This is a genomic window from Tistrella mobilis (genome assembly GCF_041468085.1).
Taxonomy (GTDB): Bacteria; Pseudomonadota; Alphaproteobacteria; order Tistrellales; family Tistrellaceae; genus Tistrella; species Tistrella mobilis_A.
The window spans coordinates 210730-225136 of sequence record NZ_CP121014.1 but is presented as its reverse complement, the minus strand read 5'-3'; the positions used below and the strand labels follow the sequence as shown (position 1 = coordinate 225136).

12 protein-coding genes and 1 pseudogene are annotated in these 14407 nt (G+C 66.5%); 11 read left to right on the top strand and 2 right to left on the bottom strand.

Going from position 1 to position 14407, the window contains the following annotated elements; translation table 11 throughout:
- The first annotated feature begins 91 nt into the window (after positions 1–91).
- Genes P7L68_RS00945 through P7L68_RS00895 form a run of 11 tightly spaced genes read left to right on the top strand, consistent with a single transcriptional unit; the run spans position 92 to position 13235 of the window.
- Positions 92–1618, top strand: a complete 1527-nt coding sequence (locus tag P7L68_RS00945; protein ID WP_371999123.1) for a radical SAM protein — start codon at positions 92–94, stop codon at positions 1616–1618.
- Complete coding sequence (locus P7L68_RS00940) at positions 1602–2897, top strand: glycosyltransferase family 9 protein (protein ID WP_371999122.1); 1296 nt, start codon at positions 1602–1604, stop codon at positions 2895–2897. The genes P7L68_RS00945 and P7L68_RS00940 overlap by 17 nt, the downstream gene beginning before the upstream one ends.
- Positions 2894–5374, top strand: coding sequence for a radical SAM protein (locus P7L68_RS00935; protein WP_371999121.1), 2481 nt, complete (start codon positions 2894–2896; stop codon positions 5372–5374). The genes P7L68_RS00940 and P7L68_RS00935 overlap by 4 nt, the downstream gene beginning before the upstream one ends.
- Positions 5371–6210: a cyclopropane-fatty-acyl-phospholipid synthase family protein gene (locus P7L68_RS00930; protein WP_371999120.1), complete on the top strand. Its 840-nt coding sequence runs from the start codon at positions 5371–5373 to the stop codon at positions 6208–6210. Before P7L68_RS00935 ends, P7L68_RS00930 begins: the two co-directional genes overlap by 4 nt.
- Positions 6207–7670: a radical SAM protein gene (locus P7L68_RS00925; protein ID WP_371999119.1), complete on the top strand. Its 1464-nt coding sequence runs from the start codon at positions 6207–6209 to the stop codon at positions 7668–7670. The genes P7L68_RS00930 and P7L68_RS00925 overlap by 4 nt, the downstream gene beginning before the upstream one ends.
- On the top strand, positions 7663–9144 hold the full coding sequence (locus P7L68_RS00920) for a hypothetical protein (protein ID WP_371999118.1): 1482 nt from the start codon (positions 7663–7665) through the stop codon (positions 9142–9144). Before P7L68_RS00925 ends, P7L68_RS00920 begins: the two co-directional genes overlap by 8 nt.
- Complete coding sequence (locus P7L68_RS00915) at positions 9141–10196, top strand: glycosyltransferase family 4 protein (protein WP_371999117.1); 1056 nt, start codon at positions 9141–9143, stop codon at positions 10194–10196. The genes P7L68_RS00920 and P7L68_RS00915 overlap by 4 nt, the downstream gene beginning before the upstream one ends.
- Positions 10168–11400 (top strand): lipopolysaccharide biosynthesis protein, encoded by a 1233-nt coding sequence (locus P7L68_RS00910; RefSeq protein ID WP_371999116.1) that lies wholly within the window; start codon positions 10168–10170, stop codon positions 11398–11400. Before P7L68_RS00915 ends, P7L68_RS00910 begins: the two co-directional genes overlap by 29 nt.
- Positions 11400–12137, top strand: a complete 738-nt coding sequence (locus P7L68_RS00905; RefSeq protein WP_371999115.1) for a methyltransferase — start codon at positions 11400–11402, stop codon at positions 12135–12137. The genes P7L68_RS00910 and P7L68_RS00905 overlap by 1 nt, the downstream gene beginning before the upstream one ends.
- Positions 12134–12577 carry a radical SAM protein gene (locus P7L68_RS00900; protein WP_371999114.1) on the top strand — a complete coding sequence of 148 codons (444 nt, stop codon included), beginning with the start codon at positions 12134–12136 and terminating at the stop codon, positions 12575–12577. Before P7L68_RS00905 ends, P7L68_RS00900 begins: the two co-directional genes overlap by 4 nt.
- A gap of 37 nt (positions 12578–12614) precedes the next feature.
- Positions 12615–13235: an SPASM domain-containing protein gene (locus P7L68_RS00895; protein ID WP_371999113.1), complete on the top strand. Its 621-nt coding sequence runs from the start codon at positions 12615–12617 to the stop codon at positions 13233–13235.
- 22 nt (positions 13236–13257) lie between these two features.
- Here the strand turns inward: P7L68_RS00895 and P7L68_RS00890 are convergent, their stop codons facing one another.
- Together P7L68_RS00890 and P7L68_RS00885 are read right to left on the bottom strand one after the other, a co-directional pair.
- On the bottom strand, positions 13258–14262 hold the full coding sequence (locus P7L68_RS00890) for a tyrosine-type recombinase/integrase (RefSeq protein WP_371999112.1): 1005 nt from the start codon (positions 14260–14262) through the stop codon (positions 13258–13260).
- Positions 14243–14396 (bottom strand): annotated as a pseudogene (locus P7L68_RS00885) (IS256 family transposase); the annotation flags it as partial. The gene P7L68_RS00890 and the pseudogene P7L68_RS00885, both read right to left, overlap by 20 nt.
- Positions 14397–14407: the final 11 nt, after the last annotated feature.

Here is a 14407-nt window from a genome sequence, read left to right as displayed (position 1 = left end):
TATTCCCAAAATAATCATGATATAATATATTAATGAAGTACGTTTGCCTTGATCTATTGCTGATAAATAAAATCTAGAGATAGACTTTAACATGGAATGTTCGGAAAATTTATCTGTTCTTCTTTTTAATCCGAAGGCTGCGAACAGCTTTCGTGTACCAAACAGCCTTCTGCATCTCGCTGCAGCCATCGAGAACATCGCAGATGTCGTGTTTGTGGACGGCAACCGGGAAACCGACCCGTGGTCTGTCATTCACGAATTCCTGGCGACCGGCCGATTCCAGATCTTCGGCTGCACTGTTATGCCCGGCCCGCAATTGCAGCAGGCCGTACCGATCACCCGCAAGGTGCGGGAGACGTTTCCGGATGTTGCCACGGTGTGGGGCGGATATTTTCCGTCCAATCAGCCAGCCGTCGTGATCCGTTCCCCCTGGGTGGATTACGTGATCGACGGCCCGGGAGAGGTGGCGATGCCCGCCCTGCTGCAGGCGCTGACCCGGGGAACACCAATCGACGAGGTTCCCGGGCTGATCTTCGAGCGGGACGGCAGCATGGTTCGCACGCCCAAGGCGCCGATCCCCGACCAGGATACCCGTGCCCCCCTGCCCCTGCGCCGTCTGGCAGAGCGCTATCCCATCGCCGGCTACCTGCCCCGCACCTTCCTGGGCCGGCGCACCCATGCCATGCACACCAGCATGGGCTGCCCGTTTACCTGTTCCTTCTGCGCAGTTGTGCCGATCTACCAGGGCCGCTGGAAGGCACGTTCGGCAGATCTCGTCGCCGACGAGGTTCTGGCGATGCGCGATGCCCATGGCATCGATGCCGTGGAGTTCACCGACAACAATTTCTTCGTCGCCGAGAAACGGGTCGCAGCCTTCGCCCGCCGGATGGTGGGACAGGGCATCACCTGGTGGGGCGAAGGGCGTATCGACACCATCGACCAGTATGCCGATGCAACCCTGGCCCTGATGCGGGATGCCGGCTGCCGGATGATCTTCTTCGGGGCCGAGAGCGGTGATGACGAGATGCTCGCCAGCATGGACAAGGGCGGCCGCCAGTCCGGCGCCCAGATCCTGCAGTTTGCACAACGTCTGCTGTCGTTTGGCATCATCCCGGAATATTCTTTCGTACTGGGCTTCCCCCGCCCGACGGAGGCAGAGGTATGGGCACAGATCCATCGTGATATCGCCTTCATCCGACAGCTGAAAGAGCAGAGCCCCGAGACCGAGGTCATCCTCTATATCTACAGCCCGGTGCCGACCGAAGGCAGCGACCTGCATGACAGGATTCTGGCGGCAGGTTTCACCTTTCCAGAGACGCTGGAAGACTGGCTGAGCCCGGCCTGGGAGAATTTCGACCTGCACCGCAATCCGCTCACGCCCTGGCTGACACCGGAGATGATCCGGCACATCCATGATTTCGAGACGGTGCTGAATGCCCGTTATCCGACCCGTACCGATTTCACCATCGGCAACTGGGGACGGCGGATGATGCAGATGGCCGCAGCGCCACGCTATCGTGCCGGCCTCTACCGCTTGCCGCTGGAACTGAAGCTGCTGCAGCGGCTGCGCCGCTATACGCGGCCCGAGGTGGAGGGGTTCCGTGCCGAGGCCAACTGATATCCGGCGGACAATCCCCCTCACCACCATGCGCCGGCTTGATCGTTATCTGGGCGCGCCGCTCTGCGCGATCGTCAGCCTGTTGCGCCCGCTGCTGGATCTGGCGGCGCGAGGCCGGCACGGGGCGCAGCCACGGCGGATCCTGTTCATCGAACTCTCGGAAATGGGCAGCACCGTGCTCGCCGACCCGGCGATCCGTCTGGCGCAAGCGCGCCATGACGCCGAAGCATGGTTCGTGATTTTCGCCAGCAACGCTGCAAGCCTGGATCTGACCGGCACGATCCCGCCGGAACGGGTGTTCACCATCCGTACAGGCAATCTGATTGAGCTGGCGGGCGACACCCTGCGTTTCCTGGTCTGGGCACGACGCAACAGCATCGACACGGTGATCGATCTGGAGTTGTTCTCGCGCTTTACCGCCCTGCTCACGGGCCTGTCGGGGGCACGACACCGGGTAGGTTTCCACCGGTTCACCGGCGAAGGCCTCTATCGCGGCAACTTCCTGACCCATCGCGTGGCTTATAACCCGCATCTACATGTCGCCAAAAGCTTCGTCGCCCTGGTTGATGCGCTGAGCCGGCCGGCCGGAGAGCAGCCGATGACCAAACGGATGATCGCCGATGATGAGGTCCGGCTGGTCCCTCGTGCGGAAGATCCGGCAGCCATGGCGACACTTCGCAGCCATATCGACGGGCTGTTGCCCGCCAGCCTGCCGGCCGGGGCGCCTCTGCTGCTGATCAATCCCCATGCGTCGGACCTGCTGCCCCAGCGCCGCTGGCCACTCGACCATTTCGACCGGCTGATCCGGCAGGTGCTGGAGCTGCGGCCGGAGCTGGCCGTTCTGATCACCGGTGCCGCCGCGGATGCCGCCATTGCCGGCCGGCTCTGCCGGATGATCGAGGATCCGCGGGTGATCGACCTTTCAGGGCGAATAGAGATCACCGGGCTGCCAACGCTCTATCGTCTGGCCTGCGCCATGGTCACCAATGATTCCGGCCCGGCTCATTTCGCGGCCGTCGCCGGGCTGCCGACGGTGGTGCTCTACGGCCCTGAAACTCCCGTGCTCTATGCACCACTCGGACCAGGCATCTCACTCACCGCCGGCCTTGCCTGCAGTCCGTGCGTGTCGGCCGCCAACCACCGCAACACCCCCTGCACGGACCCTGTCTGCATGCGCGAGATCGCACCCGCCCGCGTCCTCAAGGCCCTGATGCAGCTGCTCGACGGCGCCGGATCGAGGGGCAGATCGCATCATCCGGACAGAGAGGTGGAGGCATGAGGGACGGCATCATCACCGGTGATGTCCGGACGATCGCCCCGACAGCGACCGAATCTGCCGTGCTCCGGACACTGGCCTATCACCAGGTCTTCGGGCACCCGCTGGCAGCGGGCGAGGTCTGGGATGCGCTGGACAGCGCCGGGATTTCCTTCGAGGCGACGGTCGCGGCCCTCACGGCCCTGGTCGGCCGTGGCATCGTCGAAACCCGCCCCGGCCTGGACCGGTATTGGATCGCCGGGCTGAACGCCGGCACCGACCTTCCTGCGCGCCGCATGGCAGCCAATAGCCGGGCAGCAGATCATCTGCCACGGGCACAGGCCATCGGGCGACGGTTGATGCGCTTCCCCTTCATCGACGCCGTGGCGATCTCAGGATCGCTGTCGAAAGGGGTTCTGGCGGAAGACGGAGATTACGACTTCTTTGTGGTCACCCGCACCGGGCGGCTATGGATCGCACGCAGCCTGATGATGGTCTATGCCCGGTGCCTGCCCAGTCGGGAATGGCTGTGCACCAATTACGTGGTGGACCGATCGGCGCTGGTCTTTGCACGCCAGGATCTGTTCACGGCAACCGAGCTGGCGACACTTGTCCCGGTGGGCGGCCATCACATTCTGGCTGAGATGCAGCAGGCCAACGGCTGGGCTGCCGATCATCGCCCGAACATGACGCTGCTGCCTGCGGTCGACGGCCCGCCGCGATCGCCGTTGCGCCGCCTGGGTGAAGCCCTTTTTGCCGGACCGGCGGGCAACCTGGCAGACAGGGCCCTGCTGGCGCTGACCCGATTGCACCTGCGTCGCCGCATCCCTGATGCGAGGGCGATCGAAGCCAATGGCAGTCTCGTCCTCGATCGCCATGTGTTCAAAGGCCACACGACCGAGTGGAAATACCGGACGCTGCAGCTCCATCAGGCCGGGCTGGATGCGGTGGAAGCACGGATCGGCGCCCCGATCGACCGCCGGACCGACCCTGATCACGTGTTGTTCGCCTCCGCCTATTTCTATCGCTTCGACCCCAAGCAGTGGCAGACCGGCCAACCCTATCCGCCGCTCGGCACGCTCTATGCCGCCGCGGTTGCACGTGAGGCCGGCTTCGCCGTATCGCTCTTCGATGCCGGCCTTGCCCTGAGCGAATACGATCTGCTCACCCGGCTGGAGGTCGACCGGCCGGCCGTGGTCGTGATCCACGAAGATGGCTTCAACTATCTGACCAAGATGTGCCTCACCCGGATGCGCGAGGCAGCCTTGCGCATGGCAGGCCTGGCCCGCGCCTTCGGCGCCCGGGTGGCCGTGGCGAGTTCCGATGCCACCGACAATGCCGCCCTCTATCTGGATGCCGGCGCCGATGCGGTGATCCGCGGCGAAAGCGAAGCCACGCTGCGCGAGGTGCTGGAGGCGTGGCGGGCAGAGCGCCCGCTCGATGGTATCGCAGGCGTCACCCACCGTCCCCGGACCGGAAACAGCGAACCCGTGATCGAGCCGCCGCGCAGGGTAACCCGCGACCTGGACGAACTGCCCGACCCGGCCTGGGATCTGGTCGATCTGGCCCCTTACCGCGAGATCTGGATGGGCCGCCACGGGCGGTTCTCGCTCAACCTCGCAACCACACGCGGCTGCCCCTATTCGTGCAACTGGTGCGCCAAGCCGATCTATGGCAACCGGTACAATTCCCGCTCGCCTGAACGGGTGGTCGACGAGATCGCCCGGCTGATCCGGTCGGCCGGTGTCGACCATTTCTGGATCACCGACGACATTTTCGGGCTGAAGCCCGGCTGGGTGCAGCGCTTTGACGAACTGATCAAGGCGCAGGGCCTGCGGTTCCGCTACACGATCCAATCGCGCGCCGATCTGCTGCTGCGTGACGGCACCACCCTTGATGCACTGGCTTCCTCGGGGCTTGAAACCGCCTGGATCGGTGCCGAGAGCGGGTCGCAGACCATTCTCGATGCCATGGACAAGGGGATCACCCGCGGGCAGATCGACCGGGTGGTGCCAGCGCTGCGCGCCCGCGGCATCCGCAGTGCCCTGTTTCTGCAATTCGGCTATCTGGGTGAAACCCGAGAGGATATCGGCCGGACCATCGCCATGGTCGAAGAACTTCTGCCCGATCAGATCGGAATCTCGGTGTCCTACCCCCTGCCGGGGACGGTATTCCATGACCGCGTGCGTGCGGCCCTCGGCCCCAAGACCAACTGGACCGACAGCGACGATCTCGACCTGATGTTTCCCGGGACCTATTCCCCGGAATATTATCGGCAGCTGCATCGCTACCTGCATCACCGCTACGGTACCGCCCGCGCACGGGCAGTGCTGCAGGGCCGCCTGGCGGAGCCCCGACGGGGCGGCCGGCTGCGCGGACTGGGCGGGCTTGCCCGCAATCTGCCGCGGATGGTGATCGACGGGATCCGGCTGAGGCGGCTGGAACGGCCGCGGACCGATGCGCCATCGGCGCCACATCCGGCCGAGGAGGGCGGAACATGACGGCTGCCGCCTTCGATCCGGCCGCAGCGGATTATGACCGGGACTTCACCCAAAGCCTGACGGGCGCCGCCCAACGCCGTCTGGTCCGGGACCATCTGGACCGCCGGCTGGCGGAACCCGGACGGCCATTGCAGGTGCTGGAGCTGACCTGCGGCACGGGTGAGGATGCCATCCACATGGCCGGCCTTGGCCATCAGGTGCTGGCGACGGACCTGTCCGGCGCCATGCTGGCCCGAATCAAGGCAAAACTGGCCGACGCAAAACTGGCCGGGACCGTGCGCACGGGCGCTGTGCGGACGCAGCAGCTGGCCGTCGAGGCCCTGGCTGCAGGCGAGCCGCTCGATGCGGTGAACGAGGCCGAGGGTTTCGATCTGGTCTTCTCGGATTTCGGCGGGCTGAACTGTATCGGCCCCGAGGTAATGGCTACCCTGGCGCGCCGGCTGGCCGGGCTGGTCCGCCCGGGAGGCCGGGTGATCCTGGTGGTGATGCCGCATCTCTGCCTGTGGGAAGCGGGATGGAATCTCGTCCGTCTGCGGCCCCGGGCCGCCTTCCGTCGGCTGAGCCGCGGACCGGTCCCGGCCCGGATCGGCGATCAGCCGCTCAGCATCTGGTATCATGGCGCCGCGGCACTCAGGCAGGCCTTCGCGGGAAATTTTGCCTGCGACACCATCCGTCCGATCGGGCTGGCCGTGCCGCCCTCGGCGCTGGAACCGGTCTTCGCACGCCGGCCGGGCCTGATTGCCAGGCTTGAGGCGGTGGATCGCCGGCTTGCTCGATGCGGCTGGCTTGCAGGCTGCGCCGATCATCTGCTGATCGATCTCCGGAGGGTCGCATGAACCTGCCTCCTGCACATGCCGGCGGCCCCCTGGTCCTGACCCATGGATATTTCCTGGCCGATGATCCGGTGGAACAGCGGATCATGCGGCCCTATCCACCGCTCGGTCTGCTGTCCATCTCGGCCTGGCTCGACCGCCGGGGCCTCGATCATGACGTGATTGATACCACCTTCCGCACCGTCGACGACGTCGTTGCAGAACTGACGCGACTCCGCCCGCGGATGATCGCCTTCTATGTGACGCTGATGACCCGGCGCACCATTCTCGGCCTCGTCCGGCGGCTGCGCGCCGATCCGAAGCATGCCGGGCTGACCGTGGTGCTGGGCGGCCCGGATGCCCGTTACAATGCCGGCGATTACCTGGATCACGGCATCGACATCCTGGTGGTTGGCGAGGGCGAGGAGACCATGGCGGCCCTGGCGGAACTGGATCCGGCCGCCTGCCGTGATCCCGCGGTTCTGGCGGGGATCGCAGGGCTCGTGCATCGTGGTGCCGATGGCCGGCCGGCAACCACGCCGGCCCGGGCCCATCTGCCGCGGCTCGACGATCTGCCGCGTCCGGCCCGCCATCGCATCGATCTTGCCCCCTATTTCAACGCCTGGCGTCGGGCCCATGGCGAGACCTCGCTCAATGTCAGCACCCAGCGCGGTTGCCCCTATACCTGCAACTGGTGCAGCCGGGCGGTTTACGGCAAGAGCTATCGCCGTCGTTCGGCGGAGCTTGTGGTGGCGGAACTGGCAGAACTGTCGGCACGCTATGCGCCCGACATGTACTGGTTCGTCGACGACGTGTTCACGGTCAATCATCGCTGGCTGACGGATTTCGCGACCGCCCTGGATACAGCAGGACTTTCCATCCGCTATGAGTGCATCACGCGCGCCGACCGGATGACCGACGAGGTGGTGGCTTTGCTTGCCCGCACCGGCTGCAAACGGGTCTGGATCGGTGCTGAGAGCGGATCCCAGCGCATCCTGGATGCCATGGACCGGCGGGTCACCGTGGAACAGGTAACCGCGATGATCCGGGCAGCGGCCGCCGCCGGCATCGAGACCGGCACCTTCCTGATGCTGGGCTATCCCGGCGAAACCGAAGCCGACATCCTTGCCACGCGGCGCTATCTCCGGGCGGCCAGGCCCGACAGGTTCACGGTCACCCTCGCCTATCCGATCCGGGGCACCGAGTTTCACGACGCGGTGGCGGACCATGTGACAGGCCCTGCCTTCGATGACGGCAGCGACCGCGACAACCGGTTTCCGCGCAGCTATGGCGATCGCTATTACACCCAGGCCCTGCGCTACCTGAACCATGCAGCCGCCGTCGATCAGGCAGGGGCCATCTGGCATCCACGGGCCTTGCGCCACCATCTCGCCGCCGGACTCGCCCGGACGGGGATGTGGTGGCATCGCAGGTTCAGCCCACCCGGTCGGGTGTCGCCTGAGGGAACGGCTGAACATGGCTGAAGGCGGCGTCGGTTTCCGTCATCTTCTGCCGGCGATGCTGCTGCCACTGGCGGTCCTGGCTGCAATGCGCTGGATCTGGGGGTTCGACGGCCTCTATGGCCAGGACGCTCATGAATATGCCCGCTTCGCCACTGCCCTTCAGGGTTGGATGACACAGGGTATTTCGCCGGGATGGCACGCCTGGCCGGTAGGGTTCACGCTGCTGGGGGCGCTTGGTGGCTGGATCACCGGTGACGTGATCCTGGCGCTGCAGCTGATCGCAGCCCTGTCCCTGGCGGCCACAGTGCCCGCCATCTCGCGGATCATCGACGGGCTCCGCAGCCCATCGGAGCTGCCGGATGACCGGCCCGCATTGCGGGGCCTGTGGCTGTTCCTCGCCATCGCAGCCAGCCCCGCCCTGCTTCAGGCCGGGGTTCTGGTGATGTCGGACATGACCGCCATGGCCTTCGGCTGCTGGGCGATCGTCTTTCAGGCCGGTTTCACCCGCCGTCCATCGACATCGGCACTGATCGGATTCGCGGCCACAGCAGTTGCCGCCGTCGGCACGCGCTACGGCATGGCGGTGCTTCTGCTGCTGCCCGGGCTGCAGGTCGCAGCCGTGGCGATCCGCCATCGGGCCTGGGCGGGGCTTGGCGGTGCGGTGACGATCCTGGCAGCAGGCGTGGCCCTGCACACAGCCGTGAAGCAGGCGGAGGCCGGCGACCTGTTTCAGCACTATTCCCTGACCCTGTGGTCGGTGTCGAACTGGTTCACACGCGACGTCTCCACCGCCGACGGCATTCAGCACTATCCGCTGCCGACCCTGGTCTATGTGGTCACGGCGCTGGCGCGGCCATCGCATCTGCCGCTGCTGCTGGTGCTGCCCTTCCTGCGCCTGCGTGACCTGTGTGGCCGTCAGGCGTTGTTGCTGTCGGCTGCGGGGGGGCTCTATGCATTGTTCCTGGCCGGCATCCCCTTTCAGAATCCGCGCTTTCAGCTGCCGCTGCATCCGCTTGCCGCTTCCCTGCTCTATCCGGCCTGGTTAAGGGCCGCAGGATGGATACATCGCCGCCTTCGACCTCTTGTTCTGACGGTTCCCGTTCTCATGCTGGCGGTGCAGATGGCCCAGTCCGGCCGCGGGCTCACGCCACTGATCGACCGCAATCGGTTCGAACGCCATCTCGCGGGCCTGCTGCGCCCCCTGGGGCCGGGGCTGCTCTACACTTTCGACGTCGATCCCGCCCTCGGCAATCGCAGCATCCCGCAGCACATGATCAATCTCTGGTCCCGGCGGATTGAAGATTTTGAGCCCGGTGCCCTGATCCTGTTTGCCCCCGATGCCATGGCCACGCAATGGGCCGGCCGCAATCCGATGCTCAACTGGCAGCGGGCCGAGCGGACGCACGTGCTGGAACCTGTTGCCGACGCCGGCCGTGGCTGGCGGCTGGTCCGGGTCGGCCCCCCACGGCCGGATACCGCGGGGGACGGCGGATGAGCCTGAACCATCTTGCCATCCTGACCCCCGGTTTTGCCGATGGTGAAGACGACACGACCTGCATCCCCGTGCTGCAAGATTTCATTCTGGGGCTGCGGCGCCGACGGCCGGGGCTTCGGATCAGCATCTTCGCCCAGCGCTATCCCGGCCATCGCCGCCCCTATCTCTGGCACGACATGTGGGTCCACCCTGCCGGCGGCGGTACGGCCCGTCTGCCAGCCAGCCTGGCCGGGGGGCTGCGCACACTTGCCGCCATGCATCGGGCTGCGGGTCGCCACGGGCCGATCGACGTGGTTCATGCTTTCTGGCTTGGCGAATGCGCAGCACTAGCCCGGCTTTACGGTCGACTGACCGGTGCTCGCCAGGTGGTGACCCTGATGGGCCAGGAGGTGCGGCACCGCGATCGCTATCGCCGCCTGCTCGGCCGCCCCGGGATGGTCTCGGTTGCAGTCAGCCCCTGGCAGCGGGCCCGGCTCCGCGAGACCGGCGGGCCGGATGCCGATCTGGTCATTCCCTGGGGCGTCACCCCCTGGGTGGCACCGGCCACAGCCGCAGTGCGGGATGTCGATCTTCTGTCCGTCGGCAGCCTGACTGCGGTCAAGGATCCGCTTGCCTTCGTCCGGGTGGTGGCCGGGGTCGCCCGCCATCGGCCGGGGCTGAAAGCCCGCATGATCGGCGATGGCCCACTGCTGGCGGAGGTTCGGGCCGCGGCCGCGGCGGCCGGCATCAGCGACCGGCTGGACCTGCCGGGTGCTTTGCCGCGGCCGCTGGCGCTCGATGCCATGACCCGGGCCCGCATCCTGCTCCACACGGCCGATTTCGAAAGCTTTTGCATGGCGATGGTCGAAGCGCGGGCCCGCGGCGCCACGGTATTGTCCCGCCCGGTCGGGATCGCCGCCGATCTGTCGGATCCGGGCTTCGTCACCGGCACAGATGAGACGGAGCTGATCGCGGCTGCCTGCAGGATTCTGGAAGAGCCACCATCCGCCCCCTCTCTGCCATGCCCCTTGGAACGAACGCTCGATGACCATCTCCGGCTCTATGATGTCTGAGCGGCAGCCTCTGCGTTTCCGACACCGGCTCCGCCGTCTGGCAGGCGCAGGCGGGCTGCAACTGCTGACACCGGTTCTGGGGGTTGCAAGTTCGATCATCGTCACCCGGGGGATTGGTGGTGCCGGCTGGGGGAGCGTGGTGCACGAGATGCTGGTGATCGGCCTCGCTGCCCATCTGGTCGGGTGGGGGGCGCGAGATTTCGTGCTGCGCGAAACAGCCGCCAGCCCCATGAATGCCCGGCTGATCTGGCGACGCAATACGTTGAGCCGGCTGACCTTTCTATTGCCGCCGGCACTGGCGGCCGTAGCTCTGGCGGCCCCCGATCCGGCCGCGGGGCCTGCCGGCCGGCTTTTGCCGATGCTCTGGTGTGTCGCCATGGTGTGGTGCCGCAGCTTCGATGCGCCGATGGTGCAGGATGGCCGCTATGGGCAGGTGCTGGCCGTCGATCTCCTTGCCGCAGGGCTGTCGGCGGCAGGGCTGGTCACCGTGATCCGCTCAGGGACAGCCGACAGCACGACGGCACCGCTGGTGGGCGTGCTGGCGGGGGCTGAGATACTGCGTGCCCTGGGGCGGACCGTGATCTTTCGCCACCTGTTCACAGCCCCCGGCGATGGCTGGCGCCCCATGCTCTCGGACCTTCGGGCGGGGCGGGGATTCTTCCTGCTCGGGTTTTCAGGGCTCCTTGCCAGCCGGGCGGATTCCTATGCCGTCGGCCTGACCCTCCCGCCGGAAACACTGGGCCACTATCAGATCGTCACGACTTTCGTCATTCATCTCCAGACGCTGGGGGCCGTCTGGCTGATGACGGCAACGCCGGATCTGCTGCGCCTGCCACGCCCGGCGGTGCTGCGCTTCACCGGCCGCAATTTCATGGCCGGGATCGCCCTTATGGCGACAGCCGCCATGGTCCTGCCGGTTCTGGTTCCAGCCCTGTTCGGCTTTACGCCGGCCACGGCACTCGTGCTGGCCGCCGCGGCGGGCGGAACGCTGACCTTCCTTTACGGCCCTCTGTTGCTGCTGGCCCAACGCCAGGGCCGGGAACTTCAAGTCGCCGCGTCCGGCTTTGCCGCTGGCGGCCTTACCTTCACCGGTGGGCTGCTGCTCGCCCCGTCTTACGGCCCGGCCGGTGTCCAGACGGCACTCGCCACCGGGCATCTGTTGCAACTCGCCATCGCCTGGCAGGGCGGAAGGAGGGCCTTGTGATGACTGCCCGAAACGATCTGTGGGATCTGCCGCGCCATGGCCGGCTTGTCCGGTTCCTGCGCGGCCCCGTGCGCCGCCGGCTCTCACCCGTCCTGCAGCGGCGTTTTCACCGCCGCTACGCCGTCGTCCAGCGCTGGCGCTGGCGCGGACTCGACATCGTCATCCAGCCCGGCATCTTTCCACCCGGGCCGACGATCAGCACCACCGTCCTGCTCGATCATCTGTCGGCCCGTGGAGATGCCCTTCGGGGGGTGCAGGCTTTTGATCTCGGGAGCGGGACAGGCATCGTTGCCCTCGCCCTTGCCCAGGCCGGGGCGATTGTCACAGCTTCCGACATAAATCCGCGGGCAGCGGCAAATGTCATCGAGAATGCCGCTCTCAATCGCCTGCAGATCAGCGTGGTGGTGGCCGATCAACTGAAGGGCATCGACGGGTCAGGTCTGGACCTGATCACCATCACCCCGCCCTATTACCCCGCCGATCCTGCCACGGCGGCTGAACGCGCCTGGTTCTGCGGGCGGGATTTCGACTATTTCCGCCGGCTTTTCCCGCAGCTCGCCGCCCTCGATCTTCATCGGACCGAGGTGCTGATGATGCTGTCGGAGGATTGTGCCCTGGAGCATATCGCGGCCATCGCCGGCGGGCACGGTCTCGGCCTCGACCTCGTCCATGCCCGCCGGCGCTGGCTGGAATGGACGTTTCTGTTCAGGGTGGTGGCGCGGGAGGGGGCCACATGACCATTCGCGCGCTCCTGCGTACCGCCAATGAGCGGTTCCGGCCTGGGCATCTGCGCTTCGCCCCGGAATGGATCATCCTCGGCGTCAACAATTTCTGCAATCTTCGCTGCCGGATGTGCGATGTCCGCACGGGCGACGGCCAGACCAATTTCGGCGGCAATCTCACCGGTGCCGCCAGCCGGTCGATGCCTCCCGACCTTTTTGCCCTGATCCTGAACCAGATGGCGGCGCATGCGCCAGACGCGCGTCTGGGTTTCGCCTATACCGAGCCGCTGGCCTGGCCGCATCTGGGGGCAGCGCTCGATCTTGCCCGCGGCCACGGCGTGACCACCACGGTCACCACCAACGGGCTGTTGCTGCCCAGGCAGGCTGACATGCTTGCCCGAATCAGGGATCTCGATCCTGCATGTCTCCATCGACGGCCCCCGCGACGTTCATGACCGGATTCGGGGCCGTGCAGGCAGTCATGACCGGGCCATGGAAGGGATCGCCGCAGTGACGGCCGTCCCCGGGGCGCCACCGGTCGGGGTGGTTTGCACCATCACTGAGTGGAATGTCGGGCATCTGACGGATTTCGCGGAAGGCCTCGCCCATCGGCATCGCGCCAGCGCCCGGATCGCCAGCCTGGTGATCACCCATAACAACTTCATCGACGAGGCCACGGCAGTTCGCCATAACGCCCGTCATCGTGCTCCGTTGACGGCCACCGCCTCCAACGTCTTCGCCGCCGATCCTGCGAAGATCGACCTCGACCACCTCTCCCGCGACCTCACCCGTCTGGCCAGGCTCGACCTGCCATTCACCCTGCATCTCCAGCCACGCATCGTGGATCCGGTCGGACTTGCCACCTATTATCGCAACCCGGCACGGCCGGTCGGCCGGCGCTGTCGCGATGTTTTCCGCATCCTGATGATCGACGCCGATGGCGCTGCGATCCCGGCACATGGCCGCTGTTTCCGCATGGATCTCGGCAATATCCGCGAGACCAGCCTCGACCGGCTCTGGCGCGCACCGGCACTCGACGGGCTGCGCCGGAACCTGGTCGCGGCCGGCGGGCTGATGCCGGCCTGTACCCGCTGCTGCAGCGCAATGTCCTGATCGACCCTGGCTTCAGGCCGTATCAGACGAAGATCCGCTCCACCTCATCCAGCGTCACCTCATCCGGCCGCCGGTCATAAAGCCGGGTAGTGCGGGTAGAGGCATGGTTGGCCATGGTCGCCGCCTTTTCCAGCGTGCCACCGTTCTTGAGATAGGCGGTGATCCCCGTGGCCCGGAAGCTGTGATTGCCGATCGGCGTCTCGATCCCGGCCGCCGCGGCCCGGCGCCGGATCATCGCATAGGCATCGGCCTGCTGCATCGCCCGGTGGCTCAGCCGGCCGGTGCCGCGGGCGATGGTCCGGAACAGGGCACGCCGCCGGTCACCTGCCAAAGCGCCCCCCGCCAGAGCACAGCCCTCCATATAGTCGTGCAGCCAGGCATCGAGATTGTGGTGACGGGGCATGTCGTGACGCTTGCCCCCCTTCTCGTGCAGCCGCACCCAGAGGCGCCGGTTCTGGACATAGACGTCCTCCACCCGCATGGCCAGGGCCGCACCGATCCGGGCGAAGCTGTAGACCATCAGCCCGATCAGGGCGCGGTCGCGCAGCCCGATCGGGGTTGAGACGTCGATCGCCTCCAGGATCCGCCGCGCCTCGGCCGCCTCCAGAACCGGGGTCTTGCCCCGTTTGACCCGATGCACCGGGCCGCGCACCGCCGCAGCCGGGTTGGCGGGCAGGATCTGGCCGGTCACCAGCCAGTCGAACAGATGCTTCAGCCCGGCCAGGCGCTGCTTGACGGTCGGCGCGGCGAAGTGCCGCCCCTGAAGCTCGACCCAGGCCGCGACATGCAGCGGCTGAACCTGACCGATCGCGGTCAGCCCGACGCCGCTGCACCAGGTGAGGAAGTCTTCGGCCGCCCGGCCATAGGCACGCCGGGTGTGCGGGTTGCGGATCCGGGCGACGAAGAATTCGAGGAAGCGCAGTTGGGCCGGATCGCCGGCGGCGGCGATGAGGGGTGGAGTGGTGGGCAGAGCTGGGGTGACGGGCAGGCCGGGTGGTGTGGCGGGGATCAGGCTTGCGCTCGCCATGCCCGGCGCCGGTCAACGTCGCCACCTCCAACTCCATCAGCCGCTCGGTGGCAAAACCGATCATCTCGCGCAGCAGATCGGCATCAGCGCTCTTTATCCAGCAGGCCACGAAGGCTGATCATTTCATCGGTCATCGTCTTGATCC